This window comes from Cellulosimicrobium composti (assembly GCF_009711085.1).
Classification (GTDB): Bacteria; Actinomycetota; Actinomycetes; order Actinomycetales; family Cellulomonadaceae; genus Cellulosimicrobium; species Cellulosimicrobium composti.
In genome coordinates, this window is sequence record NZ_WMKA01000004.1 from 99,355 (window position 1) to 125,639 (window position 26,285).

The 26,285-nt window shown below is 73.9% G+C and carries 23 protein-coding genes, 1 pseudogene and 1 riboswitch; of the genes and pseudogenes, 12 read left to right on the top strand and 12 right to left on the bottom strand.

The genetic code is table 11. The features are described 5' to 3' along the window. Positions 1 to 28: 28 nt before the first annotated feature. Positions 29 to 1,093, bottom strand: a complete 1,065-nt coding sequence (locus tag GJV82_RS02945) for a methylenetetrahydrofolate reductase (protein ID WP_318657214.1) — start codon at positions 1,091 to 1,093, stop codon at positions 29 to 31. 91 nt (positions 1,094 to 1,184) lie between these two features. Continuing rightward, positions 1,185 to 1,287: riboswitch (SAM riboswitch) on the bottom strand. A gap of 132 nt (positions 1,288 to 1,419) precedes the next feature. Between GJV82_RS02945 and GJV82_RS02950 the strand changes: the two genes are divergently transcribed. Together GJV82_RS02950 and GJV82_RS02955 are read left to right on the top strand one after the other, a co-directional pair. Then, the gene (locus GJV82_RS02950) at positions 1,420 to 2,364 is read left to right on the top strand and encodes an alpha/beta fold hydrolase (protein ID WP_024840974.1); all 945 of its coding nucleotides are present in this window, start codon (positions 1,420 to 1,422) and stop codon (positions 2,362 to 2,364) included. 48 nt (positions 2,365 to 2,412) lie between these two features. Further along, on the top strand, positions 2,413 to 2,676 hold the full coding sequence (locus GJV82_RS02955) for a hypothetical protein (RefSeq protein ID WP_024840975.1): 264 nt from the start codon (positions 2,413 to 2,415) through the stop codon (positions 2,674 to 2,676). A 28-nt stretch (positions 2,677 to 2,704) separates the two neighbouring features. Here GJV82_RS02955 and GJV82_RS02960 read toward each other — a convergent pair whose 3' ends face one another. The 9 genes from GJV82_RS02960 to GJV82_RS03000 all read right to left on the bottom strand — a co-directional run bounded on the left by GJV82_RS02960 (position 2,705) and on the right by GJV82_RS03000 (position 12,443). Then, positions 2,705 to 3,970, bottom strand: a complete 1,266-nt coding sequence (locus tag GJV82_RS02960; protein ID WP_155098221.1) for an ATP-binding protein — start codon at positions 3,968 to 3,970, stop codon at positions 2,705 to 2,707. A 217-nt stretch (positions 3,971 to 4,187) separates the two neighbouring features. After that, on the bottom strand, positions 4,188 to 5,714 hold the full coding sequence (locus GJV82_RS02965; RefSeq protein ID WP_318657215.1) for a sodium/solute symporter: 1,527 nt from the start codon (positions 5,712 to 5,714) through the stop codon (positions 4,188 to 4,190). Continuing rightward, positions 5,711 to 6,109 carry a heavy metal transporter gene (locus GJV82_RS02970; RefSeq protein ID WP_155098183.1) on the bottom strand — a complete coding sequence of 133 codons (399 nt, stop codon included), beginning with the start codon at positions 6,107 to 6,109 and terminating at the stop codon, positions 5,711 to 5,713. Before GJV82_RS02970 ends, GJV82_RS02965 begins: the two co-directional genes overlap by 4 nt. A gap of 116 nt (positions 6,110 to 6,225) precedes the next feature. Then, the gene (locus tag GJV82_RS02975) at positions 6,226 to 7,071 is read right to left on the bottom strand and encodes a LytR/AlgR family response regulator transcription factor (RefSeq protein ID WP_318657216.1); all 846 of its coding nucleotides are present in this window, start codon (positions 7,069 to 7,071) and stop codon (positions 6,226 to 6,228) included. Beyond that, complete coding sequence (locus GJV82_RS02980) at positions 7,068 to 8,240, bottom strand: sensor histidine kinase (protein ID WP_155098184.1); 1,173 nt, start codon at positions 8,238 to 8,240, stop codon at positions 7,068 to 7,070. Before GJV82_RS02980 ends, GJV82_RS02975 begins: the two co-directional genes overlap by 4 nt. Before the next feature lie 42 nt (positions 8,241 to 8,282). Then, complete coding sequence (locus GJV82_RS02985; protein ID WP_155098185.1) at positions 8,283 to 8,906, bottom strand: hypothetical protein; 624 nt, start codon at positions 8,904 to 8,906, stop codon at positions 8,283 to 8,285. Positions 8,907 to 8,951: 45 nt separating this feature from the next. Then, positions 8,952 to 9,647: a VOC family protein gene (locus GJV82_RS02990; RefSeq protein WP_115943426.1), complete on the bottom strand. Its 696-nt coding sequence runs from the start codon at positions 9,645 to 9,647 to the stop codon at positions 8,952 to 8,954. Positions 9,648 to 9,825: 178 nt separating this feature from the next. Then, the gene (locus GJV82_RS20615; protein WP_318657217.1) at positions 9,826 to 10,161 is read right to left on the bottom strand and encodes a YbdD/YjiX family protein; all 336 of its coding nucleotides are present in this window, start codon (positions 10,159 to 10,161) and stop codon (positions 9,826 to 9,828) included. Then, the gene (locus GJV82_RS03000) at positions 10,158 to 12,443 is read right to left on the bottom strand and encodes a carbon starvation CstA family protein (protein ID WP_155098186.1); all 2,286 of its coding nucleotides are present in this window, start codon (positions 12,441 to 12,443) and stop codon (positions 10,158 to 10,160) included. The genes GJV82_RS20615 and GJV82_RS03000 overlap by 4 nt, the downstream gene beginning before the upstream one ends. A 202-nt stretch (positions 12,444 to 12,645) precedes the next feature. Here GJV82_RS03000 and GJV82_RS03005 point away from each other — a divergent pair, with 202 nt between their 5' ends. From GJV82_RS03005 to GJV82_RS03015, 3 genes are read left to right on the top strand one after another with little or no spacing between them, the layout of a single operon-like run. Further along, positions 12,646 to 13,287, top strand: a complete 642-nt coding sequence (locus tag GJV82_RS03005; RefSeq protein WP_024840985.1) for a hypothetical protein — start codon at positions 12,646 to 12,648, stop codon at positions 13,285 to 13,287. 40 nt (positions 13,288 to 13,327) lie between these two features. Next, complete coding sequence (locus tag GJV82_RS03010; protein ID WP_318657218.1) at positions 13,328 to 13,894, top strand: GNAT family N-acetyltransferase; 567 nt, start codon at positions 13,328 to 13,330, stop codon at positions 13,892 to 13,894. Between the two features lie 48 nt (positions 13,895 to 13,942). Continuing rightward, complete coding sequence (locus GJV82_RS03015) at positions 13,943 to 15,217, top strand: NYN domain-containing protein (protein WP_024840987.1); 1,275 nt, start codon at positions 13,943 to 13,945, stop codon at positions 15,215 to 15,217. A 73-nt stretch (positions 15,218 to 15,290) separates the two neighbouring features. Here the strand turns inward: GJV82_RS03015 and GJV82_RS03020 are convergent, their stop codons facing one another. Continuing rightward, complete coding sequence (locus GJV82_RS03020) at positions 15,291 to 16,133, bottom strand: alpha/beta fold hydrolase (protein ID WP_115941450.1); 843 nt, start codon at positions 16,131 to 16,133, stop codon at positions 15,291 to 15,293. A 103-nt stretch (positions 16,134 to 16,236) separates the two neighbouring features. Between GJV82_RS03020 and GJV82_RS03025 the strand changes: the two genes are divergently transcribed. From GJV82_RS03025 to GJV82_RS03040, 4 genes are all read left to right on the top strand, one after another. Continuing rightward, positions 16,237 to 16,815, top strand: a complete 579-nt coding sequence (locus GJV82_RS03025; RefSeq protein WP_318278736.1) for a TetR/AcrR family transcriptional regulator — start codon at positions 16,237 to 16,239, stop codon at positions 16,813 to 16,815. A 131-nt stretch (positions 16,816 to 16,946) separates the two neighbouring features. Further along, positions 16,947 to 17,684 carry an SDR family oxidoreductase gene (locus tag GJV82_RS03030; protein WP_155098187.1) on the top strand — a complete coding sequence of 246 codons (738 nt, stop codon included), beginning with the start codon at positions 16,947 to 16,949 and terminating at the stop codon, positions 17,682 to 17,684. A gap of 160 nt (positions 17,685 to 17,844) precedes the next feature. Continuing rightward, positions 17,845 to 18,375, top strand: coding sequence for a TetR-like C-terminal domain-containing protein (locus tag GJV82_RS03035; protein WP_318657219.1), 531 nt, complete (start codon positions 17,845 to 17,847; stop codon positions 18,373 to 18,375). Between the two features lie 199 nt (positions 18,376 to 18,574). Further along, positions 18,575 to 19,876: a glycoside hydrolase family 16 protein gene (locus tag GJV82_RS03040; RefSeq protein ID WP_155098188.1), complete on the top strand. Its 1,302-nt coding sequence runs from the start codon at positions 18,575 to 18,577 to the stop codon at positions 19,874 to 19,876. Positions 19,877 to 19,930: 54 nt separating this feature from the next. Here the strand turns inward: GJV82_RS03040 and GJV82_RS03045 are convergent, their stop codons facing one another. After that, a complete protein-coding gene (locus GJV82_RS03045) occupies positions 19,931 to 21,127 on the bottom strand; it encodes a cation:proton antiporter (RefSeq protein WP_203231783.1) in 1,197 nt (398 codons plus the stop codon). 244 nt (positions 21,128 to 21,371) lie between these two features. On the opposite strand from GJV82_RS03045, the pseudogene GJV82_RS03050 reads away from it, so the two are divergent. From GJV82_RS03050 to GJV82_RS03060, 3 genes and pseudogenes are all read left to right on the top strand, one after another. Continuing rightward, positions 21,372 to 22,757 (top strand): annotated as a pseudogene (locus tag GJV82_RS03050) (8-oxoguanine deaminase). A gap of 167 nt (positions 22,758 to 22,924) precedes the next feature. Continuing rightward, on the top strand, positions 22,925 to 24,571 hold the full coding sequence (locus GJV82_RS03055; RefSeq protein WP_155098189.1) for a nucleobase:cation symporter-2 family protein: 1,647 nt from the start codon (positions 22,925 to 22,927) through the stop codon (positions 24,569 to 24,571). Positions 24,572 to 24,724: 153 nt separating this feature from the next. Next, positions 24,725 to 26,221, top strand: coding sequence for an amino acid permease (locus GJV82_RS03060; protein ID WP_155098190.1), 1,497 nt, complete (start codon positions 24,725 to 24,727; stop codon positions 26,219 to 26,221). Positions 26,222 to 26,285: the final 64 nt, after the last annotated feature.

A 26,285-nucleotide genomic window follows, 5' to 3' on the forward strand; every position in this document is an offset into this window, starting at 1 on the left:
AAACCTCTTGCTGGTCCTCGCGGACCGGTCAGACGGGCGTGCCGTGCGTGGCGGCGCCCGTCGTGGGCAGGGAGGTGCCGGTGACCCACGGCCCGCTGGCCAGGTCCGGGACGAGCGGGGCCGCGGCAGCGCTGGTGCTGCCGCCGGTCCCGCGCGACCCGCCGCCGAGGTGGACACCCTCGAGCAGGTCAAGAGCGGCGCGGTGCTTGTTGAAGGTGTACACGTGCAGACCGGGCGCACCGGCGTCGAGGACGCGCTGCGCGAGGTCGACCGAGTACGCGATCCCGTAGGCGTGCTGCGCCTCCGGGTCGGGCAGGGCGTCGAGCGCGTCCAGCAGGCGCTGGGGCGCGCGCACGCCCGTGAGCTCCTCGACGCGGCGGAGCCGCGCGGGCTCCGTCGTGGGCAGCAGCCCGGCGAGGATGGGGATCGTCACGCCGGCCGCGCGGGCCTCGGCGACGAAGTCGGTGTACGACGACGCGTCGTAGAAGAGCTGCGTGATCGCGAAGCTCGCGCCCGCCTGCTGCTTCTGCCACAGGCGGCGCACCTCCTGCGTGCGCGTCGTGCGGGCGGCCGGGTTGCCGTCGGGGAACGTCGCGACGGCGATCGTCAGCGGGCGGGCCGCACCGCGCAGCGCGACGGCCGGGTCGGACGCGCAGCGCGACGCCTCGACCTCGCGCAGGAGCGCGACGAGCTCGGTCGACGACCGCACGCCGTCGGGCGCGGGCTGCCAGTCCGGCTGGTCGCGCGGGGGGTCGCCGCGCAGCGCGAGGAAGCTGCGCACGCCCTCGTCGAGGAAGTCGGAGATGACCTCCTCGACGTCCTCGCGAGACGCGCCCACGCACGTGAGGTGCGCGATCGGCAGCACGGGCGTGCCCTGGAGGAGGCGCCCGACGACCTGGCGCGCGGTCGCGCGGTCCGTCCCGCCCGCGCCGTACGTGACGGACACGAAGTCGGGGTGCGTCGCGACGAGTCGGCGCGCCGTCTCCCAGAACTTGGGCGCCGCGTCCGGGCGGCGCGGCGGCATGAGCTCGAACGACACGGTCGGCCGTGCCGCCCCGCCGTGCGCCTGCCCGACGGCGTCCGCGACGCTCACGACGTCGCCCCGGGGGTGCGTGCGTGCGCGACCGTCGCCGGGCACGGGCGGCCCGGACGGTGCACGAAGGATGCCTCTGAGACCATGCGTCACTCCATCGACCCTGGCGTTAGCACCTTTGTCCTCGGGAGGCTTCCGTCGGCGGGTTGCTGCGGTGTCGTCGAGCCAGGACTCTCGACCGCTCTGGATGGTTGGCACGATCCTACGGCGCTTCCGCCATGCGGTCGAGGGTGCTCGCGTGCTGAGACGCCCGCTGGGGCGCCGTTCCTATGATGGGCGGTACGGACGGCCACGACCTGTCGGTCGGAGCGCTCAGGAGGAGCCCGATGAAGCACTCGTCCAAGCCGCGGCACCTCTCCCGGGAGGTCGACGGGGTGCGGGTCCACTTCCGCGAGGCCGGGGTGCGCTCGTCCACCGCGGTGCTGCTCCTGCACGGCTTCCCCGCCTCGTCCCACTCGTTCCGGGACGTGATGCCGGTGCTCGCCGACCACGCGTACGTCGTCGCCCCCGACCTGCCGGGATTCGGCTTCTCCGACGCGCTCCCGCCCGAGGAGTACTCGTTCGAGCGTCTGACGGACGTGACCGAGGCGCTCGTCGCGAGCCTGGGGATCGAGCGCTACGTCCTCTACGTCACCGACTTCGGCACCCCCGTCGGCTACTCGCTGGCGATGCGCGACCCGGGTCGTGTCCTGGGGCTGGTCGTGCAGAACGGCAACGCCCACGACGCAGGCCTCAACGACGCGTGGGACACGGCCCGGCGCTTCTGGGCCGACCCGACCCCGGAGAACCGGGCGGCGCTCCCGGACTGGCTGACCTTCGAAGGGACCCGGGACCAGTACCTCGCCGGATCGCCTCCGAGCGTCCAGGAGCTTCACCCGCCCGAGTCGTGGCACCTCGACTGGGAGCGGCTGTCGCGCCCGGGCATGACCGAGCTGCAGTTCCGGCTCTTCACGGACTACCGCTCGCACGTGGCACGCTTCCCCGCGATCGCCGCGTACCACCGGCGCCACCAGCCCCCGTGCCTGGTCCTCTGGGGGCGGTTCGACACGTTCTTCGACCTCCGCGAGGTCCTCGCCTACCACGAGGTCATGGAGACTCTCGCGGTGCACGTCTACGACGCCGGCCACTTCCTGCTCGAGACGCACGGCAGCGAGGTCGCCGCGCTCCTCGCCGCGTTCGTCGACGACGCGCTCGAGCGGGCGGGGTCCGCCGCGCGGCGGGCAGCCGGGTCGGCGGGAACCGACGCGCCGGACGCGCCGGCCCAGGTCTAGGGTGAGCCACGACCTCTCACCGACGCCGAGCGAGCACAGGAGCCCGCCGTGTACGCGACCCCGACCCGCCCGATGACCCAGGACGAGCTCGACCGGATCTGCCGGGTGTGGGCCGACTCCGGCAGCGACGACCCGACCGACCGGTGGCTCGAGCTCTGGGACGGCGGCGACGCCGACGACCACCCGGAGCAGCGCGACGCGATCGTCGCGATCGCGCGGGAGGTCGGCCTGGAGGTCGCGGTCGAGGACGGCGTCCTGCGCGTGCAGAAGACGCAGCAGCTCCACGACGAGATCGGCGCGCGCTGGATCTGAGAGCGCCGATCCTGGCGGCGCGCGGCGTTCAGGGGCCGAGCAACGCGGCCGGCACCACGGCGACCCCGTCCCTGCGGCGGTAGGCGTGTGGGCCGGGGGTGACGACGACCGTGTCGAGCAGGTCGTCGCCGATCCTGTCGCGCAGCCATGTGAGGTGCCGGACGTCATGGTCCGTGACCGTGGTCGCCAGCTTGACCTCGATCGCCAGGACCCGGCCGTCCGGACGCTCGACGATGATGTCGATCTCGTGCGCGCCGTCGGCCGTCCGGAGGTGACGTACCCGCGCCTCGGACCGTTCGGCATAGACCTGGACGTCCAGAGTGACGAGGTGTTCGAACAGCGATCCGAGCAAGGTCCCGTCGCGGAGGTTGGGGACAGGGCCTTCGCCGCCCCCGAGAAGCGCGGACTGGTCTGCACCGAGCAGGTGGGCGGCGAGACCGGGGTCCGCGAGTTGGTGCTTGGGTGCGCGTGCGAGCCGGGCGAGGTGGTTCCGGCCCGGGAGCCACGCTTCGACGGGATCGAGCATCCAGAGCTGTTCGAGCACGTCGCGGTACGCGGTCACGGTGCTCCGAGCGGGCTTCTCGGAGAGGCCGGGTGTGGCGGCGTCAAGGATTCGTTGGTAGGTAGCAGTCGTCGACGTCGCGGCTGCATAGGCGGTGAGCCACGCGCGCAGGACGCCGGGGCGACGCACGACGAGTCCTTGCTCGGGGAACGCCCTCGTGACGATCAGGTCGACGTATCCCTCGAGCCGGTGCCGCCGGGCGCGCGGTGCGAGGCCGTGGATGTCCGGGAACCCAGAACGCACGATCTCGTCGACGTAGTCACGTGTGCCGTGTCTCGACGACCCGGTGATCTCGGGCCGAGACCCGTTCAGCAGGTCGCCGAGGCTGACGGTGGGTTCTGCGAACCCTCGCTCCAGGAGGCTCATGGGACGCATGCGAAACGTGACGAACCGGCCTGCGCCCGAGTGGACGGGTGCTTCGAGGGGGACGGAGCTGCCGGTCAGCAGGTAGGTCCCGATGCCGTCGTCGACCGCTCGTCGGACCACGTCCCACGACTCCGGGACCCGCTGCCACTCGTCCACGAGCAGCGGGTGGTCTGCGGCGCGGATTCGTGCCGGGTCGCTGGCGAACAGCTCACGTTCGCGAGGATCGTCCAGGCGCATCACGGTACGGGCGCGTTGTTGCGCGGTGGCTGTCTTTCCCACGCCCTTCGGCCCGTGGAGCTCGATCGCCGGCAGCTCTGCGACAAGCTCGTCGAGCACGTCGTCGATGACGCGCCTGCGGTAGTCCATCACTGATCGGCTCCCTGGTGCTCGCGTGCTCCCGCCCCGGTAGGAAACCGACTCGGAGGCTCCTCGGCCTCCTACGCTACAGATCTCAGGACTTCTACGCTACGAATTTCAGGCTCTCCACGCTACAAATTTCAGGCACGCCACACGACAGATCCCAGACCCTGCTGCCCCGGGCGTTCCGGGTGCTCGCGTCCTCACCCTGCCGGTCTGCCGGAGGTCACGACCGGCGGCGCTCCGGCACGTGCAGGCGCCGCAGGAAGCGGTCGGTGCGCAGCGGCGGGCCGTGGCGGTCGCGCAGGGACACGACGACGACGGTCGCCGTCGCGAGCGGGATCGTCCACGCCGCAGGCTGGGCGAGCAAGGCGCGCACGACCCCGGGGAGGCCGCCGGCCGTCTCCCCGGCCGGGCCCGCGCCGTACCCCGAGGCGACGATCGCGGACGACGCGAGCAGCGCCGTCGCGCACAGGACGGACCCCACGACCATGCCCGCGACGGCACCGCGCGCGGTGAGGCCGCGCCACCACACGCCGAGCAGGATCACGGGCGACAGCGCGGACGCCGCGAAGACGAACACCGTCCCGACGCTCGTCACGAGGCCCTGGGGGATGGTGACGAGCGCGAACGCGAGCGGGATGAGCGTGCACGCGACGGCCGACCAGCGGAACGAGCGCACGGTGCCGCCGAACAGGTCCTGGCTCACGACGCCCGCGAGAGCCACGACCAGACCGGACGACGTGCCGAGGAACGCGGCGAACGCCCCGGCGACGACGAGCGCGGCGAGCAGCTGGCCGCCGACCCCGGGGACGAGGCGCGTGGGCAGCTCGAGCACCACGGTGTCCGCGACGCCGGGCCGCGCGAGGTCGGGCGCGACGACCCGGGCCACGAGGCCGAGCGTGCTCGACACCATGTAGAAGACGCTGATCATGACGAGCACGACGACGGTCGTGCGGCGCGCGGACCCGCCGTCGGGCGAGGTGTAGAAGCGCACGAGGACGTGCGGCAGCCCGGTGGTGCCGAGCAGCAGCGCGAGGAGGAGCGACGCGGTCGCGTACGCGTCGAGGCCGCCCGGCCCGGCGTCGTGGGGGAACACGGTGGCCGGGTCGAACGTGACGGCGGCGCCGCCGGGCTCGAACGCGCCGCCGAGCGCCATGAGCACGAGCACGAGCGGCAGCGTGAGCGCGGTGAGCTTGACCCAGAACTGGAACGCCTGGACGAACGTGATGGAGCGCATGCCGCCCGCCGCGACGACGGCGCTCACGACGACCGCGATCCCGACCGACCCGACCCATGGCGGCACGGGTGCGACGGCGGTGATGACGAGCGCGGCGCCGTGGAGCTGCGGGACCACGTAGAGCCACCCGATGACGAGCACGAGGACGCTCGTGACGCGGCGCGCGACGACGGAGTCGAGCCGGGCGTGGACGAAGTCGGGGATCGTGTAGGCGCCGCTGCGGCGCAGGGGCCCGGCGACGAACAGCAGCACGAGCAGGTACCCGGCCGCATACCCGACGGGGAACCAGAACGCCTCGGCGCCCGAGAGCAGCACGAGGCCGGACAGCCCGAGGAACGTGCCGGCGGACAGGTACTCGCCGCTGATCGCGGCCGCGTTCCACACGGGGCGCACGGTCCGCGACGCGACGAAGAAGTCGCTCGTGGTGCGCGAGACCCGCAGGCCGTAGAACCCGATGAGGCCGGTCGCGAGCAGGAGCAGCGCGACGCCCACGAGGGGCAGGGCGGTGCTCACGGCGCACCGCCGTCGTCGGGGCCGGCGGCGCCGTCGGCGAGCGCGGCGTACCGGCGCTCGTTGCGCGCCGCGGCGACGGCGAACACGACGCCGAACGCGACGATCACGGGGTAGAACCCGTAGGCGTGCACGAGCCAGGGGAGCGGGACGCCCAGCACGACGACCTGGTCGAGCGCGGGGACCGCGGACATGGTGAGGGTGAGCAGCGCGACGACCGCGAGGAACGACACCACGCACGCGAGGCCGAGCCGCAGCTGCGCCCGCACGAGCCCGCGCGTGTAGTGGCTCGCGCCGTCGTCGGCGTCGTCCGGGCGGTCGGGGGGCGTGCCCGACGGCGCCGCGGCCCGGGCGGGGTCCGTGCCGCCCGGCGGGGGGTCCGTCGAGCGGACGCGCACGCGCGGCGCCGGGCGCGGGGTCGGCGCGGGGGCGTGCGCGCGGCCGTCCGCGGGATGGTCCGACGCGCGGTCCGGGGGCCGGGGAGGTCGGTCGTCGGGGGAGGGGCCGGGCCCGGTCACGACGGTCCCCGGTGCGGCCCGAGCAGCGCCTCGCGCACGGCGGGGACCATGCGGCGGCTCACCGGCACCTCGTGCCCCGCGACCACGAGCGCGGGCTGCGTGCCGCCGAACCGCGCGGCCGTCACGGCGCTGCGGTCCACGAGGTAGGACCGGTGCACGCGCAGGAACCCCGCGGGCGCCCACCGCTCCTCGAGGTCGGACAACGGCTCGCGCACGAGGAACTGCTCGGTGTCCGTGACGAGCCGCGAGTAGTCGCCCTGCGCCTGCACCCACCGCACGGCGCTGCGCCGCACGACCCGCGTCGTCGTGCCCACCGTCACGACGACCGTCTCGTCCTCCGGCGGCGCCGACCGCCCGCCCCGCGCCGGGGGTGCGGCGCTCGCGGGCGCCGGCCCTGCGCCGTCGGGCGAGCGCCCGGAGGCGGTGCGGTCGGACACGCGCTCGACGACGCGGTCGACCGCGCGCGTGAGGCGCTCGCGGCGCACCGGCTTGAGCACGTAGTCGACGGCCTCGACGTCGAACGCCTCCAGGGCGCGCGCCTCGTCCGCGGTGACGAACACGACGGCGGGCCGGTCCGCGAAGCGTGAGAGCGCGCGGGCGAGGTCGAGGCCCGTCAGGCCCGGCATGTGGATGTCGAGGAACGCCGCGTCGACGGCGCGCGTCGAGAGCTCGCGCAGGGCTTCCGACCCGGACGAGACGCCGTGCACGCTCCGCACGCGCGGGTCGCGCCGCAGCAGGGCGACGAGCTCGTCGAGCACGGGACGCTCGTCGTCCGCGACGAGCACGTCGAGCGCGGCGGCGGGACCGCCCTCCGCGGGGCGGGACCGGTCGGGGACCGTCACGGCACGCTCACCTCCGTCTCGTGCAGCGGCTGGGACCGGGGCACGCGCAGGCGCACGAGCGTGCCCGAGCCGGGCGCGGTCTCGATGTCGAGCGCGTGGTCGTCGCCGTAGAGCTGGCGCACCCGCGTGTCCACGTTCCGCAGGCCCACGTGCGCGGTGCCGCGCGACGTGAGCAGCTCGTGCACGGCCGCGGGGTCCATGCCGACGCCGTCGTCCTCGACCGTGATCTCCGTCTGGGTGCCCTCGTCGCGCGCCGTGATGACGATCGTGCCCCCGCGCTCCTGCGGCTCCAGGCCGTGCCGGACGGCGTTCTCGACCAGCGGCTGCACCGACAGGAACGGGATGACCGTCGTCAGCGACTCGGGGGCGATCTGCAGCGTCACGGTGAGCCGGTCGCCGAACCGGGCCCGCTCGAGCTCGACGTAGGAGTGGATGGAGCGGAGCTCGTCCGCGAGCGTCGTGAAGTCGCCCCGGCCGCGGAACGAGTACCGCGTGAAGTCGGCGAAGTCGAGCACGAGGTCGCGCGCCCGCTCCGGGTCGGTGCTGATGAACGACGCGATCGCGCCCAGCGCGTTGTAGACGAAGTGCGGGCTGATCTGGGCGCGCAGCGCACGGAGCTCGGCCTGCGCGAGCGCCGTGCGGGACGCCTCGAGCTCGCCGAGCTCGAGCTGCGCCGCGCACCACTGCGCGACCTCGCCCGTCGCCCGCACGAGTGGCGGTCGCACGGTGCCCGCGAACGCGACGACGACGCCCGCGACGCGCCCGCCCGCGACGACGGGCTCGCCCACGGCGTCCTCGCCGTCGCCGGTCTCCACGTGGTGACGGCCCGTCGCCAGCACGCGCTCCGCGACGTGCCGCGCGTCCGGCTCCAGCGCCTGGCTGCCGTCGAGCGCGACGGCGCCGTCCGCCGCGACGACCGCGAGCGCGTCGGCCCCGAGGAGCTGGCGTAGCGAGCGCGCCGCGCGCCCCACGTCGTCGCCGTCGAGGCCGTCGCGCAGGTGCGTCGCCGCGCGCGACGCGAGGTGCAGGGTGCGGAACGTCGCCCGGTCCGAGTCGCTCCCGAGCTCGCGCGACCCGCGCGCGAGCCGCCACGCGAGCACGAGCCCGAGGGTGAGCAGCACGCCCACGACGAGACCGGCGACGGCGCCGGCGAACACGGGCCCGGACATGCTGCGATCGTAACGAGGCCCCGCCCGCCCGCCGCCGGAGGGTCAGGCGACGACGAGGACGAGCACGACGACCAGCACCACCGTGACGACCACGAGCACCCCGAGGGCGACGAGGAGGCCGAGCACGACGGGGTGCGCCTGGTACCAGGGCACGAGGCGCGGGTCCGTCGCACGGAGCTGGGCGGGCGTGACGGGGTGGCGGACCGGCGTGAGCGGCACGCCGCGGTGCGCGAGGTCGAGAGCCAGCGCCGAGAGCTGCCCGCGGTCCCACATCTGGCCGACGAGCAGGAGCAGGCGCTTCGTCGGGCCCACGACGATGAGGTGGTGCGTCGGGCCGGCCGTGCCGAACGCCATGCTGTCCACGGTGACGACGCGCTCGACGTCCGCGACCGTGAAGCGTCGCGGGCGTCCCCACCCCTGCACCGTGACCGTGCCGTCCCCGAACGTGACGCGCGAGCGGTCGGCGAGGCGGCGCGCGAGCACGTACGTCACCGGCACCATCGCCAGCACGAGCGCCAGGTAGAAGAGGCTGAGCACGAGGTTGCGGGTGCTGATCGCGGTCATGACGGCTGCCAGGCCCAGGACCGGCGTGAGGATCGCGACGGACGACAGGTTGGTGCGCAGGACGCGGCGCTTCGCGTCGTCGTGCAGCGTCAGCTCGGTCACGCGCGGCATCGTCCCACGTCGGAGCGCCGCGGCGGGCCGAGCGGGTCAGCCCTCGGTGTCCGTCCAGGACGCGATGTCCACGCCGTGGTTCTCGGGCGACGCGAGCGACCACCAGGCGGGGGCGGAGGAGTCGTCCGCCATCCGGCCTCCGGCCGCGAGGGCCGCCGCCACGCGCGCCTCCGCCTGGTCGGCCGGGACGAAGACGTCGAGGTGCGTGCGCCCCCGCGAGGGGACGTCGCCGGTGATGGGGTTGAAGGCGAGCTGCGGCCCGCAGCGCAGCGGGTCGGCCGCGTCCGTCTCGCCGAGCGGCTCGTAGCCCAGCGCCGCCTCGAAGAACGGGCGGACGTCGGCCCCGGAGTGCTGCGCGACGTAGATGCCGATCGACTGCGCGCGGGACGGGTCGGGCGTCAGGCCCAGGTCCGCCGCCGCACGGGAGACGGCCGCGGCGAACTCCGTGGCGCCTGCGGGGATGCCGTCGGTGCCCCGGTTCGGGACGCGCACGACGACGCCCTCGGGGCGCACGTCGACGTCGGGCAGGACGCCCGACCGCTCGGCCGCCTCGACGACGGGCGCCACGAGCCCGGCCGCGTGGGCGAGGGAGCGCGCGGACCAGACGGCCTGCGGTCCCGTCCCGGTGACGCGCCAGTCGGCGACGCCCGGGGCTCGGTGGAACGCGGCGGCGGAGACGAAGCCGGGCTCGTTCGTCGGTGCGCTGGTGGACTCGCTCGTGGGCTCGCTCATGGACCGGCTCCCTCGGAGGCTGTCGCGCGTCCCGGGCCGCTCGCCGTCGAGCGCCCGCGCACCCTCCATCGTAGGTCGGGGCCCACCACCCGGCCCCGCCGAACACGGGGTTGGTGCCGTCATCGAGCGGATAACGGCACCGACCCCGTGTTCGGCGGCGAGGAAGGTCGTGCTCGGCTCAGCAGCAGCGTGAGCCGGGGTTGGCGTCCTGCTCGGCGTGGCGGCGGCGCCAGAACTCGCGCTCGGTGATCACGTCGCAGCCGGGGTGCACCGCGCGCTGGTGCGCGGCGTACGTCGCGTACGCGTCGTCGCCCATGATCTGGCGCACGTACCAGCGGACCGCGGCGGCGCCGTCGCGCACCCGCCGTGCCATGCCCGACGCGCGGGCCGCGAGCCCCGCGGACGACGCGCCGCCCGCGGGCCCCGTCGACGTCGCGGGTCCCGCGGGCCCCGCCACGACGGTCGCGCGGACCGTCGCGGCGGGAGCCTGCGGGGTGTCCTGCCGCACCGTCACCGGTGCCCCGTCGCGGCAGGACGCTTCTCGGGCGACAGCGCCGCCCACTCCTTCTGGATCTCCTTCTCGGCCGCCGTCGCGACCACGTCGGACGGCGCGAACCGGCGCGACGGGACCGGCGCGTCCTCGTGGTTCTCGCCGCCGCCGGCGCGCAGCGCCTTCGCCGTCACGAGGACCGAGGCGACGATGACGACGATCGCCAGCACGACGAACACGATCGACAGCGTGCCCTGGACGAACGTGTTGCGGACCACGGCCTCCATGGCCTCGACCGAGCCGGCCGTGCCGAACGACGTCTCGCCGGCCGCGAGCGCGTCCTTGAACGCGTTGTGGTTGGCCCAGTACCCGACCGCGGGGACGGGGGAGAAGATCTTCTCGATCGACGCCCAGATCGTGATGACCGCGGTGAACGCGAGCGGCGCCGCGACGATCCACAGCCAGCGCTGGTAGCTGCGCCCACGCTTGGCGACGATCGCCAGCACGACGGCGAGCGCGATGGCCGCGAGGAGCTGGTTCGCGATGCCGAACAGCGGGAAGAACGTGTTGATGCCGCCGAGCGGGTCGGTGACGCCGAGGTAGAGGATGCTGCCCCACCCGGCGACCATGATCGCGGTGCACAGCCACACGCCCGGCCGCCACGTCACGTCGCGGAACCTCGGCGCCACGTTGCCGATGGTGTCCTGGAGCATGAACCGCGCGACGCGCGTGCCGGCGTCGACGGCCGTGAGGATGAACAGCGCCTCGAACATGATCGCGAAGTGGTACCAGAAGCCCATCATCGCGGTGCCGCCCACGACCTGCTGCATGATGTGCGCGAGACCGAGCGCGAGCGTCGGTGCGCCGCCCGTGCGGGAGACGATCGACGGCTCGCCGACCGCCGCGGCGGTGGAGGACAGCATGTCGGGGGTGAGGTTGACGCCCATGAGGCCGAGGCCGTTGACGAACGCGACCGCGCCCTCGACCGTGCCGCCCGTGGCGGCCGCGGACGAGTTCATCGCGAAGTAGATGCCGCGGTCGATGGAGATCGCCGCGACGAGCGCCATGATCGCGACGAACGACTCCATGAGCATGCCGCCGTACCCGATGAAGCGCGTCTGGCGCTCCTTCTCGACGAGCTTGGGCGTGGTGCCCGACGCGATGAGCGCGTGGAACCCGGACAGCGCGCCGCACGCGATGGTGACGAAGAGGAACGGGAACAGCGCCCCGGACACGACCGGGCCCGTCTCGCCGCTCGCGAACTCGCTGATCGCGGGGACCGTGATCTCGGGCCGCACCACGATCACCGCGACCGCGAGGACGACGATGACGCCGACCTTCATGAACGTCGACAGGTAGTCGCGCGGCGCGAGCAGGAGCCACACGGGCAGGACGGCCGCGACGAAGCCGTAGACGATGACGCCGACCGCGATGGTCGTGCGGTCGAGGTGGAAGAGCTCGGCGCCCCACGCGGTGTCCGCGATCCAGCCGCCGCCGACGATCGCGGCGAGCAGCAGGACGAAGCCGATGACCGAGACCTCGGTGATCTTGCCCGGGCGGATGTAGCGCAGGTAGACGCCCATGAACAGCGCGATGGGGATGGTCATCGACACGGAGAACACGCCCCACGGGCTCTCGCCGAGCGCGTTGACGACCACGAGCGCGAGGATCGCGACGATGATGATCATGATGAGCAGCGACGCGACGATCGCGGCGGTGCCGCCGACGCGGCCGAGCTCCTGGCGTGCCATCTGACCGATGGTCCGGCCGCCGCGGCGCATGGAGAAGAACAGCACGAGGTAGTCCTGCACCGCGCCCGCGAGCACGACGCCGACGATGATCCAGATCGTCCCGGGCAGGTAGCCCATCTGCGCGGCGAGCACGGGGCCCACGAGGGGGCCGGCGCCGGCGATGGCGGCGAAGTGGTGGCCGAACAGCACGTGCCGGTCGGTCGGGACGTAGTCCTTGCCGTCCTCGCGTACCTCGGCGGGCGTGGCGCGACGGTCGTCGGGGCGCGTGATGTAGCGCTCGATGACCTTGGAGTAGAAGCGGTACCCGATGAGGTACGTGCACACCGCGGCGAACACGAACCAGATCGCGTTGACGGTCTCGCCGCGGACGACCGCGAGCATGACCCACGCGACGCCGCCGAGCAGCGAGATCGCGGCCCACAGGGCGATCTTCTGCGGGGTCCAGCGCGTGCGCGCCTTCTCCTCGGGCACCGCCGTGGGCGGCAGGGACGGGTCCTGGACGATCGCGGGATCGTCGGGGGCGGCGTTCCGCGCCGCACGGGTGTCTGTCGTCATCGAGCCTCTCCAGGGTCGCGTCGTTGCGGTCCGACGTGGGAAGGCTAGGAACCGGTGCGGACCGTGACCCACGTCACGTCGGTGGGCGGTCGAGGTGTGCGACGAACGGTGGCCGGTGTGCGACGAACGGCGGGCGCGTCGGCGGCCGGCGGGACGCGTCCCTCGCCGCGCGCACCCGCCCCGCGAGGACTACGGTCCTGCCGTGGCCGACGAGGAAGCGGACCGCCGGGACGGCAGGTCGCTGCGGGAGACCGTCACGGTGGTGCTGCTGTCCGTGACGGCCGTCCTCACGGCGTGGAGCGGGTTCGAGGCGAGCAAGTGGGGCGGCGAGATGTCGATCGCGTTCTCGCGCGCCTCCGCCCAGCGCATCGAGGCGTCGACCGAGCGCTCGCACGCGGACGCCGCACGCGAGATCGACCTCCAGGTGTTCGCGCTGTACCTCCAGGGCACGGCGACCGGCAACGACCTGCTCGCCGACTTCGCGCGCGACCGGTTCACGACGCACTTCGAGCCCGCGTTCGAGGAGTGGCTCGCGTCGCGGCCGCTGCAGAACCCGGACGCCGCGCCGAGCCCGTTCGCGCTCGACTCCTACGTCCCGCCGGGCCAGGTCGAGGCCGCCGAGGCGGACGCGCGCGCCGACGCGCTGTTCGCCCGGGCGCTCGTGAGCAACCAGCGGGGCGACGACTACACGCTCGTGACCGTCCTGTTCGCGCTCGTGCTCTTCTTCGGTGCGTTCGCCGGGAGGTTCCGCTCCCCCCGCGCGTCGTGGGGCATGGTGGGCGCCGCGTGCGTGCTGCTCGTCGTGGGCGTCGGCTTCCTCGTGAGCTTCCCCAAGATCGTCTGACCGGGGCGTCGGGCGTCGCCCGCTCTCGTAGCCTGGGGCGGTGCAGACCTTCACCACCGCCCGGCTCACGCTCCGCCCCTGGCGGACCGAGGACGCCGACGCCGCCCTCGACATCTACTCGCGCTGGGACGTCATGCGGTTCGTCGGCGTGACGCCGCGCGTGCTGGAGCACCGCGACGAGGCGGCGGAGCGGGTCAAGCGGTGGAACGCCGTCGACGACGGGACGCACGGCGTGTGGGCCGTCGTGCCGCGCACGGACGCGGCGCAGGGCGCGCACCCGGGCGAGGGCGTGCCCGTGGGGTCGATCCTGCTCAAGCCGATCCCGGCGTCGGGCACGGGCGAGCCGCCGCAGCCCTCGGGGGACACGGAGATCGGCTGGCACTTCCACCCCGACGTGTGGGGCCGCGGGTACGCGACGGAGGCCGCGGCCGCCGTCCTCGCGCACGCGTTCGAGCGCGGGCTGGAGCGCGTCGTCGCCGTCACGCACGCCGACAACGCGGCGTCCCAGGCGGTGTGCCGCCGGATCGGCATGACCTACCGAGGCACGACGCAGGCGTACTACGACACGACGTGCGAGCTCTTCGAGGTCACCGCCCCGACGCCGTGAGGCCGTTCGGCGAGAGCAGCCCCGCCGTCTGGACCTAGGCTGGCGGCCATGGACACCGAGGAACGCCTGGCCGTCTTCATCGACTACGAGAACCTCGCGCTCGGTGCGCGGGAGCACCTGGGCGGCATGACGTTCGACTTCGGCCCGATCGCGGACGCCCTCGCGGTGCGCGGGCGGGTCGTCGTGCGGCGCGCGTACGCGGACTGGTCGTACTTCGACGAGGACCGCCGCTCGCTCACGCGGCACCAGGTCGAGCTCATCGAGATGCCGCAGCGCATGGGCGCGTCGCGCAAGAACGCGGCCGACATCAAGATGGTCGTCGACGCGATCGAGATGGCGTTCGAGCGCGACTACATCTCGACGTTCGTCATGTGCACGGGGGACAGCGACTTCTCCCCGCTCGTCCACAAGCTGCGCGAGCTCAACAAGCGCGTCATCGGCGTCGGCGTCGAGAAGTCGACGTCGCGCCTCCTGCCGCCCGCGTGCGACGAGTTCCTGTTCTACGACCGCCTGGAGGGCGTGGACGTGCCCGACGAGCCGGAGCCGCGCTCGGTCCGCGGGTCGCGCACGTCCGGCGGGACGACGTCGGGCGCGGCCAAGCCGAAGCGGGGCGGCGGGCGCACGTCCGGGCGCCGCAAGGCGACCGAGATCGCGGAGCCCGAGGCCGAGACGCCCGCTGCGGCGGCGCTCGCGGAGCTCGGGGAGGCGGTGAGCCGGACGACGCGCCGCGGCGAGCCGGTCGTGACGGAGAACGCTCAGGTGGACGGCGAGACGACGTCGGTCGAGGACCCCGTCGAGCAGGCGGCCGCGGCGCCCGCGGCCGACGCCGACGACGACGCCCCGACGGGCGAGGACGTGCCCATGGAGGTGCGGGTCGCGCAGACGCTCGCCGACCTGGAGGCGTCCACGAGCGGCCCGGTGACCGCGTCGGTGCTCAAGCGCACGCTGCTGCGCAAGGACCCCACGTTCAGCGAGGCCGACTACGGGTTCCGCAACTTCGGCGAGTTCCTGCGGTTCCTGGCCGACCGGAGCTTCGTCGAGCTCGCGCCCGGGCCCGCGACCGGGGACCCGGAGGTGTCGCTGCCCGCGCAGGGCGACACCGACCAGGCGTTCGCGCTCGTGCGCGACGTGGTGCGCGAGGAGGGCGGGTCGACCGTGCTGTCCGGGCTGAAGAACGCGATCCGCAAGAAGCGCCCGGACTTCAGCGAGAAGGCCCTCGGGTACCGGGGCTTCCTGCAGTTCTGCAAGGCCGCGCAGGCCGCCGGCGCCGTCGACCTGGCGTGGGACGACGACGCCGACGACTACCGCGTGACGGTCGCCTGACGCGAGGCGAGCCGGGCGCGGGGCCGGGCGCCGGGGGACGGCGCCCGGTCGCGGCCCGGCGGACGGGTCGCGGTCAGCGGCGGACGAACGCGAGGAGGGCCTCGTTGACCTCGGCGGCGTGCGTCACGAGCAGGCCGTGCGGCGCGTCCTCGATCTCGACGTACTCGGCGTCCGGCACGAGCTGGCGGAAGCGGCGGCCGGTCGCGTCGATCGGGAGGATGTTGTCCTTCGTGCCGTGGAGGATGAGCGTCGGCTTGCCGGAGGCGCGCACGGCCTCGACGTCGGCACGGAAGTCCTCGATCCACGTGGGTACGACGGCGTACGCGGCGACGGGCGCGGAGCCGATGGCGGTGATCCAGCTCGCGCGGACGTTCTCCTCGCTGATGCGCTTCCCGAGGTTCTCGTCGAGGTTGTAGAAGTTCTTGTAGAACTCGGTGTACCAGGCGTAGCGGTCGGCGCGCGCGGCCTCGACGATGCCGTCGAACACGGACTGCGGGACGCCCTCGGGGTTGTCGTCCCGCTGCACGAGGAACGGCTCCAGCGACGCGAGGAACGCGAGCTTGGCGACCCGCTCGTGCCCGTAGCGCGAGACGTACCGGGCGAGCTCGCCGGTGCCCATGGAGAACCCGACGAGGATCACGTCGCGCAGGTCGAGGGTCTCGAGGAGCGTGTTGAGGTCGGCGGCGAAGGTGTCGTAGTCGTACCCGGTGCCGACCTTGCTCGACGCGCCGAACCCGCGGCGGTCGTACGTGACGACGCGGTACCCGGCGTCGATCAGCTCGCGCTTCTGGAGCTCCCAGCTGTGCCCGTCGAGCGGGTAGCCGTGGATGAGGACGACCGGCTGCCCGGCGCCCTGGTCCTCGTAGTAGAGCTCGATGTCGGTGGAGTTCTCCTGCCCGACGGTGATGTACCCCATGGTCGTGCTCCCTTCGTGGCGGCTGGGAGAACGGTCGTTCTCTCAGTGGTCGCTACACTAGAGAACGATGGTTCTCCGCGCAAGGGGGGCCGAGCGACAGGAGATGACACGCATGCTCGACGACGCGAGCGCACGCGCGGCCGTGGTGGCTGCGGCCGACCGGCTGTTCTACGCCCAGGGGGTGCAGTCCGTCGGGATGGATGCCGTCCGCAACGAGGCGGGCGTCTCCCTCAAGCGCATCTACGCGCTGTTCCCCTCCAAGGACGACCTCGTCGTCGCGGTGCTGCGGCACCGGACCCGGCGGTGGGACGAGGGCATCGCGTCCGCCGCGGCCGACGCGGTGACGCCCCGCGAGCGCCTGCTCGCCGTGTTCGACTTCCTCGACGCGTGGTTCCGCGAGGACGGCTTCCGCGGGTGCGCCTTCATCAACTCGTTCGGCGAGCTCGGTGCCACGTCGCCCGGCGTCGCGGACGCCGTGCGCGAGCACAAGGAGTCGTTCCAGCGCTACGCGTGCGACCTCGCGGCCGAGGCTGGGCTGCCCGACGACGTCGCGCTCCAGGTCGTGCTGCTCGCCGAGGGCGCCCAGACGACGGCGGCCATCACCCAGGACCTCGAGGTGGCCCGGCGCGCGCGACGCGCGGCCGAGCGCATCCTCGACGTGCCGACACCCGCCGCGGCCTGACCCGCGCCCGTACGGGTCCGTCGCGCACGCCGGGCGGTTCATGTCGGGAGCGACCTCGGGAATAGATATGGACACGCCGTTCATTACATGCTTATATGAACAGCACGTCCACTTCCAGCCCAGGAGGAACCATGGCCACCCAGGACACGCGCGTCGCCCTCGTCACCGGGGGGTCGGGCGGCATCGGCCGCGCTGTCGTGCGCCGTCTCGCGGCCGACGGGTTCGCCGTCGCCGTGCACTACGCGGGGAACGCGGACCGCGCCGAGCAGGTCGCCCAGGAGGTCGTCGCGAGCGGGGGCCGGGCGATCACCGTCACCGGTGACGTCGCGGACGAGCACGCGATGGCTGCCGCGTTCGACGCCGTCGAGGCCGCGTTCGGCGGGATCGACGTCGTGGTCAACACCGCGGGCATCATGGTCCTCGGGCCGGTCGAGACGTTCGACCTCGACGCGTTCGACCGCATGCACCGCACCAACCTGCGCGGCACGTTCGTGGTGTCCCAGCAGGCCGCGCGGCGGCTGCGCCGCGGGGGAGCGCTCGTCAACGTCTCGACGAGCCAGACCCGCGCCCAGCACCCCACCTACGGCGCGTACGTCTCGACCAAGGCCGCGGTGGAGGGGCTGACGCTGATCCTCGCGCGCGAGCTGCGGGGCCGCGACGTCACGGTCAACACCGTCGCCCCGGGTCCCGTCGCGACGCCGCTGTTCTTCGAGGGCAAGGACGAGGAGACCGTCGCGCGGCTCGCCGGCCTCGTGCCGCTCGAGCGCCTCGGCGAGCCCGACGACGTGGCCGAGACGGTCGCGTTCCTCGCCGGGCCGGCGCGCTGGGTCAACGGGCAGGTGCTGTTCGCCAACGGCGGGCTCGCCTGAGCCCGCGCCCGGCGACCGCCGGCGCGGGCGCCCGGGACCTAGACTCCGCACGTCGACGGCACGGGAGCGAGGACGAGTGAGCACGGCACAGGACGACAGAACCGCACGTCCGCGCCCGCGGGGGCGCGGCAGGCGACCCGCCGACGAGGTACGCGCCGACGTGCTCGCGGTCGTCGGCCGGATCGTGCTCGCCGAGGGGATCGCCGACCTCACGTTCGAGCGCGTCGCGCGGCTGGCCGGCGCCAGCCGCACGACCCTGCACAAGTGGTGGCCGTCGCGCGGCGCCCTCGCGCTCGACGGCTACTTCCACGCCGTGCAGAACACGCTCGCGTTCGACGACACGCAGGACGTGCGTGCGGACCTGCGCCACCAGCTCCACTCGTTCGCCGGCGTCATGGCGACGCCCGGCGGCCGCGCGCTCCTCGAGATCATCGGGGCGTCGCAGACCGACGCCGACCTCGCCGCGGCGTACCGGCGCCTGTACTCCTCCGGGCGCCGCGAGCTCGCGTACGAGCGCCTGACTCGCGCGCGCGAGCGCGGGGAGATCCGCGACGACGTCGACGTCCGCGTGCTCGTCGACCAGCTCTGGGGCGCGGTGTACCACCGGCTCCTCGTCCCGGACGAGCCGGTGACCCCCGCGTTCCTCGACGCGCTCGTCGACAACCTGTTCGACGGCGTCGCCCCACGCTGAGCCTCTCGGCCGCCCTGCTCATGAATGTGGGAGCGATCCCACGACACACCGAGAGAGCGCTTGCTCAGGCCCGAGGCGTGCCCGTAGGTTCGCGGGCGGAGGGTCGGAACCGGCCCCCGCCCGGTGCACTGGCGCGCCGAGCACGTCGCGCACCGTGGCGAGACGCAAGGCGGCACCGGCCGCCGGACCTGGAGGATCGATGGACCTCGCACGTCAGCGCCCCCTGCCCACCACGCCCACCGGACCCGACGGCCACGCCCGGCGGCGCCGCCTCGCGGGTGCCGCCCTCGCCGCGCTCACCGCGGCCTCCGCGGCGCTCGCGGTGACCGTCCCCGCGTCGTCGGCGGAGGCCGCGCCGGGCGACCTCGTCTGGTCCGACGAGTTCGACGGCGCCGCCGGCTCCGCGCCCGACCCGGCGGTGTGGAACCACGAGACCGGCGCGCACGGCTGGGGCAACGCCGAGCTCCAGAACTACACCGCGTCGCGCGCGAACTCGGCGCTCGACGGCCAGGGCAACCTCGTCATCACCGCGCGACGCGAGGCCGACGGGTCGTACACGTCCGCGCGCATGACGACCCAGGGGAAGTACCAGCCGCAGTACGGGCGCGTCGAGGCGCGGATCCAGATCCCGCGCGGCCAGGGCATCTGGCCCGCCTTCTGGATGCTCGGGGGGAGCTTCCCCGGCACCGAGTGGCCCGCGTCGGGCGAGATCGACGTGATGGAGAACGTCGGCTTCGAGCCGCACCGCGTGCACGGGACCGTGCACGGCCCCGGCTACTCGGGCGGCGCGGGGATCACCGGCATGTACCAGCACCCGCAGGGCTGGTCGTTCGCGGACGACTTCCACACGTTCGCCGTCGACTGGAAGCCGGGCGAGATCACCTGGTTCGTCGACGGCCAGCAGTTCCACCGCGTCACGCGCGCGAGCGTCGGCGCGAACGCGTGGGTGTTCGACCAGCCGTTCTTCCTCATCCTCAACGTCGCGGTCGGCGGCCAGTGGCCCGGCTACCCCGACGGCACCACCCAGCTCCCGCAGCAGATGAAGGTCGACTACGTGCGCGTCTACGACAACGGGTCGGGCACGACGAACCCCGGTGACCCGGGCGGCCTGCCGACCGGGACGGGCACGATCCGCATCGCCAACGGGTTCTGCCTCGACGTGCCGTGGGGCCAGACGCACGACGGCAACCGCGTGCAGATCGTGCCGTGCAACGGCAACGCCGCCCAGTCGTGGACGCGGGGGAGCGACGGCACGGTCCGGGCGCTCGGGAAGTGCCTCGACGTGAGCGGCAGCGGCACGGCGAACGGGACGCCGGTGCAGCTGTGGACGTGCAACGGCACGGGCGCGCAGAGGTGGGCGTACGACGCGGGGGCGAGGACGCTGCGCAACCCGCAGTCGGGACGGTGCCTCGACGCCGAGGGCGGCAACCCGCTCCACGAGGGCCAGCGGTTCGTGATCTGGGACTGCCACGGGGCGCCGAACCAGCAGTGGACGTTCTGACCGGGCTGGCCCCGTTCCCCGTCCGGCCCGGCTCCCCGCGCGGAGCCGGGCCGGTCAGCCGGTCGCGCGGTCCTCGGCCGTCGGGTCGACGGGCGCCGGCGCGCGCGGGCCGAGGCGGCTCGCGACCATCGGCAGCACGACGACCGACAGCACGCCCGCCCCGACGAGCGCCGCGCCCACGCGCGACGACATCGCGCCCTGCGAGACCGCGATCTCGGTGAGCGCGACGAGCAGCGGGAGCGCGGTCGCGGCGTAGAGGGCCGTCTGGACGCGCTCGACCGGCGGCAGCTCGCGGCGGAACCACAGCAGCACGGGACCGCCGCGCACCACGACCATGAGCGCGAAGAACGTCAGCGGGAGCAGCGGCGCCGCGACGATCGACGCGATGTCGAGGTTCATGCCGGAGCTGACGAAGAACACGGGCACGAACACGCCCCACGCCACGGCGTCGAGCTTCTTCTCGAGCGCCTCCACGTCGCCCGGCGCCCACCGCCGCAGCACCATGCCACCGACGAACGCGCCGAGCACCGCGTCGAACCCGAGCCCGGACGCGAGCGCGAGCAGCGCCACGAGCAGCAGGACGGTGAGCCGCAGCGTGCTCTGGCCCGTGCCGTGCTCGGCCGCGGCGACGAGCCGACCGCCGCCGAGGTCACCCAGCCGCCCGAGCCGGCCCGGGAGCGCCGACAGCCCGATCGCGACGACGGCGAACAGGACGAGGAGGACCGCGGCGACCCCGCTCTCGCGCGTGCCGAGCAGGAGCGCCATCGCGACGATCGGCCCGAGCTCGCCGACCGCCCCGACCACGAGCACGGTGCGGCCGAGCCGCGACCCGAGCTGACCGCCGTCGCGCAGGATCGGCAGCACGACGCCGAGGGCGGTCGTCGTGAGGGCGATGCCTCCCGCGGCGACGGCGTGCGGGGAGTCGCGCCCCACGAGCATGATGACCAGGGCCGCGCCGACGACGAGCGAGGTCAGCCACGCCCCCGCCGCGCGCCGCCCGATGCGCTCGCGCAGCAGGTTCGGCTCGAGCTCGTACCCGGCCAGCAGGAAAAGGAACCCCATGCCGAGGTCGGAGAGCAGCGCGACGTCGTCGGGCGACGCGAGGTGCAGCATCGACGGACCGATGACGATCCCGCCGAGCAGGAGCACGACGACCTGCGGCACGCGCGACCGCACCGGCATGAGTCCCGACACCAGCGGTGCGAGCAGGGCGACGACGAACACCGGGACGAGCGGGGCGTACACGTTCACGGCGGGCTCCGGGAGTCGGCGGACGGCGGTCCCAGGATCGCGCAGCGCCGCAGGTCGCGCGCGGCGGGAGCAGGACCGGGGTCCCGGCGGGCCCGGCCACCCTTGACGCGCGCCGCACCCCGTCCTACCGTCGGCCCAGCCGCGGGTCCCGCGGCACCTGGATCGGCAGACAGGACCACTGAGCCGGCGCACCGTGGCGCCGGAGCCCGCGCCCCGGTGAGCGACGAGCCACCAGGAGGCACCGATGACCAGCACCTCAGTCAGCTCCGGGACGACCCGGACGTGGATCCGCAACCCGCTCGGCGTGTTCACCGCCGACGACTCGCCGGGCGCGCCGGACGCGCGCGGCGGGATCGTCGTGGAGGGCGGGGTGGTCGCCGAGGTCGTCGCGGCGGGGGCCGAGCCCGCGACGCCGGTCGACGAGACGTTCGACGCGTCGCAGCACGTGCTCACGCCGGGGCTGATCAACACCCACCACCACTTCTACCAGACGCTCACGCGCGCCTGGGGGCCCGTCGCGGACGCCCCGCTCTTCCCCTGGCTGCAGCGGCTGTACCCGGTGTGGGCGCGACTCACGCCGCGCGACCACGAGCTCGCGACGACCGTCGCGCTCGCCGAGCTCCTGCTCTCCGGCTGCACGACGGCGGCCGACCACCACTACGTGTTCCCCGCGGGCCTCGACGACGCGATCGACATCCAGGTCGCCGCGGTGCGCCGGCTCGGCATGCGCGCGACGCTCACGCGCGGGTCCATGACCCTCGGCCAGGACGACGGCGGCCTGCCGCCCCAGTCGGTGGTCCAGGGCCTCGGGACGATCCTCGCGGACTCGCAGCGCCTCGTGGAGACGTACCACGAGCGGGGTGCGGGGGCGCAGGTGCAGATCGCGCTCGCGCCGTGCTCGCCGTTCTCCGTGACGACGGACGCCATGCGCGAGAGCGCGGCGCTCGCGGAGGCCCTCGACGTGCGCCTGCACACGCACCTCGCCGAGACGATCGACGAGGAGGACTTCTGCCGCGAGCGGTTCGGGATGCGCACGGTCGACTAGCTCGAGTCGGTCGGCTGGCTCACGGACCGCGCGTGGCTCGGGCACGGCATCCACTTCGACGACGAGGAGGTGCGCCGGCTCGGGGCGGCGGGGACCGGCGTCGCGCACTGCCCGACGTCGAACATGCGCCTCGCGTCCGGCATCGCGCGCGCCGTCGAGCTGGAGGACGCCGGGGCGCCCGTCGGTCTCGGGGTGGACGGCTCGGCGTCGAACGACGCGTCGACCATGGTGCTGGAGGCGCGCCAGGCGCTCTACCTGCAGCGGCTGAGGTACGGGGCCGACATCCCCGTGACGCGCGCGCTCGGGTGGGGCACGCGCGGCTCGGCGCGCGTGCTCGGCCGGGACGACGTCGGCGTGCTCGCCGTGGGGAAGCAGGCTGACCTCGCGCTGTGGCGCCTCGACGAGCTGCGCTTCTCGGGCTCGCACGACCCGGTCGCGGCGCTCCTGCTGTGCGGCGCCGACCGGGCGGACCGGGTCATGGTGGGCGGCGCGTGGCGCGTCGTCGACGGGGCGGTCCCGGACCTCGACCTGGGGGCCCTCGTCGCGGAGCACTCCGCCGCCGCCCGCCGCCTCGTGGCGGGCTGAGCCCGGGACGCGCCGGGGAGGGGCGCCGCGCGCTCCTCCCCGCCGTGCCCGTCGTCGCAGGCCACGCGCGAGTTGGCGGCAGGGACTTGACACAGGTCACACTTGGAGTTCGAATAGCGGAAGTAGTTTTCCGCTAAGCGGAACGATGGCTGACGAGGAGGTCCGCTATGAACGCGCGAGCCACGAAGGCCGCGGACGGCGCCGGACGCCGGCCAGGACGCCCCGAGGACGAGCGGCTGCCCGTCGGGGCCACGTTCGGGTACGGGTTCCAGCACGTGCTCACGATGTACGGCGGCATCATCGCCCCGCCCCTCATCGTGGGCTCCGCGGCAGGGCTCACGCCCGCCGAGATCGGGACGCTCGTCGCCGCGTCGCTCTTCATGGGCGGCCTCGCGACGATCCTGCAGACGGTGGGCATCCCGTTCTTCGGGTCGCAGCTTCCGCTCGTGCAGGGCGTGTCGTTCGCGGGCGTGTCCACCATGGTCGCGATCGTCAACGGCGGAGGAGGGATCCCCGGGGTGCTCGGCGCGGTCCTCGTCGCGTCCGCGATCGGCCTGCTCATCACGCCGTTCTTCGCGCAGATCATCCGGTTCTTCCCACCGGTGGTCACCGGCGTCGTCATCACGACGATCGGCCTCACGCTCATGCCCGTCGCGGCCAACTGGGCGATGGGCGGCAGCGCCGACGCCCCCGACTACGGGTCGGTGAGCAACATCGGCCTCGCCGCGCTGACGTTCGCCATCGTCATCCTGCTGTCGAAGATCGGCAGCGGCACCGTCTCGCGCCTGTCGATCCTCATCGCCATCGTCGTCGGCACGCTCATCGCGCTCGCCCTCGGCAAGGCCGACTTCTCCGGCGTGGGCGACGGACCGGTCGCGGCGTTCCCGTCGTTCCTGGGCTTCGGCGCCCCGACGTTCGAGATCGCGGCGATCATCTCGATGCTCATCGTCATCCTCGTCACGCTCACCGAGACGACGGCGGACATCATCGCCGTCGGCGAGATCGTCGGCACCAAGGTCGACCGCAAGCGCATCGCGAACGGCCTGCGCGCCGACATGGCGTCGTCGGTCGTCTCGCCGTTCTTCGGCTCGTTCACGCAGTCCGCGTTCGCGCAGAACGTCGGCCTGGTCGCCATCACGGGCGTCAAGTCGCGGTTCGTCGTCGCGGCGGGCGGCGCGATCCTCGTGGTCCTCGGCCTGCTGCCCGTCCTGGGCCGCGTCGTCGCCGCCGTCCCGACGCCCGTCCTCGGCGGCGCGGGCGTGGTGCTGTTCGGGTCGGTCGCGGCGTCCGGCATCCGCACGCTCGCCAAGGTCGACTACTCGCGGCCGATGAACCTCATCATCGTGGCGGCGTCGATCTCGTTCGGCATGATCCCGATCGCCAAGCCCGACTTCTACGACCAGTTCCCCACGTGGTTCGGCATCATCTTCCACTCGGGCATCAGCTCGGCCGCCGTCATGGCGATCCTGCTCAACCTGCTGTTCAACCACCTCAAGTTCGGCACGCCGCCCGACCCGTCGGTGTTCGCCGCGGGAGCCGAGCACGGTGCGGGGGCCGTCGACGACGACGACCTCGAGGACCTCGAGGACGACGGCGTCATCAACGGCTCGACCCGCCGGCCCGTCGCCGGCGCGACCGCCCCCGACACCACGGCCACCGCCCCGACCGACACCGCGCCGACCGACGGCCGGGCGTCCGACGGCGAGCACGCCGGCGGACGGTCGGTGGACGGCACGCCCGAGCCGGGCCGCGACGAGAGCGCCGACCCGCGGCACCACGCCGCCGCGCCCCTCCCGCGCACCGCGACCCCGTAGGGGTACCGCTCGGAGGCACAGCGTCGTGCCCGACGTCGCCCCGCACCCCAGCGACCCCCTCGCGCCGGGTGCGGGGCGTCGTCGTGCCACGGCGTGTAGCGTCGTGGGTCGGCGCCGAGCACGACGCACCCTCCCCGAACGCAGGACCGCACCATGAGCACCCCCACGCCCGAACGCCCGGCAGCGACCGCGAGCCGCGCACCGTCCGGGCCCTCCGCCCCGTCCGACGCCCCGTCCGACGGCACGGCCACGGACCCTTCCGCCGACCACCTCGGGCGGGGGCTGCGCACGCGGCACCTGACGATGATGGGCCTGGGCTCCGCGATCGGGGCCGGCCTGTTCCTCGGCTCCGGCGTCGGGATCGCGACCGCCGGGCCCGCCGTGCTCGTGTCCTACGCGATCGCGGGCGTCGTCGTCATCCTCGTCATGCGGATGCTCGCGGAGATGGCGAGCGCCCGCCCCGCGAGCGGCTCCTTCTCCGTGTACGCCGAGGAGGCGCTCGGGCCGTGGGCCGGGTTCCTGCTCGGCTGGCTCTACTGGTTCATGCTCGTCATGGTGCTCGGCGCCGAGATCACGGGCGCCGCGCAGATCGTCACCGGCTGGTACCCGGACGTGCCCCAGTGGGGCGTCGCGCTCGCCGTGGTCGTCGTGTTCGCCGTGATCAACCTGCGGGGCGTGCGGCAGTTCGGCGAGCTCGAGTTCTGGTTCGCGTTCGTCAAGGTCGCGGCGATCGTCGGGTTCCTCGTCGTCGGCGTCCTGCTCGTCCTCGGCCTGCTGCCCGGCACGGAGCCCGTCGGGACGAGCAACCTCCTCGGCCACGGCGGGTTCGCGCCCGAGGGCTGGAGCGGCATCGCGGCGGGGCTGCTCGTCGTCGTCTTCGCGTTCGGCGGCATCGAGATCGTGACGATCGCGGCCGCGGAGGCGCGCGAGCCGCGCACCGCCGTCGCGCGCGCGACCCGCAGCATCGTGTGGCGGATCCTCGTGTTCTACCTGGGCTCCGTCGCGATCATGGTGCTCGTCCTGCCGTGGGACTCGCCCCTGCTCGCGGAGAGCCCGTTCGTCGCCGTGCTCGACCTCGCCGGGCTCCAGGGGGCCGCGCGGCTCATGGAGGTCGTCGTGGTCGTCGCGCTCCTGTCGGCGTTCAACGCGAACGTCTACGGCACGTCGCGCATGGCGTACTCGCTCGCCGGTCGCGGCGACGGGCCGCGCGCGCTGCGCCGCGTCTCGCGGCGCGACGTCCCGTGGGTGTCGGTGCTCGTCTCGGTGTTCTTCGCGCTCGTCGCCGTCGGGCTGAACTGGCTCCTGCCCGAGGCGCTGCTCGGGATCCTCCTCAACGCGGTCGGCGCGGCGCTGCTCGTCGTGTGGGTCCTCGTCGCCGTCTCGCAGCTGCGCCTGCGCCGCCGGATCGAGGAGCAGGCGCGCGCGTCGGGCGAGCCCATGACGCTGCGCATGTGGGGCTACCCCTGGCTCACGTGGGCCGTGCTCGTGGGGCTCGCGGCCCTGGCGGTCCTCATGCTGACCGACGACGCCGCCCGCGCCCAGCTCGTGTCGACCGCCGGCCTCGTGCTCGTGATCCTCGCCGTCTACGCGGCCACCCGCGGGGTCCGGGCGCGCCGTGCCGCGGGGGCGGTGCCCGGCCAGGACGGCTGACGCGGCGGTCGCGGGGAGACCCGTCGCACCGCGCGTGCGGGACGCCGCGTGCACGGACGTGCGG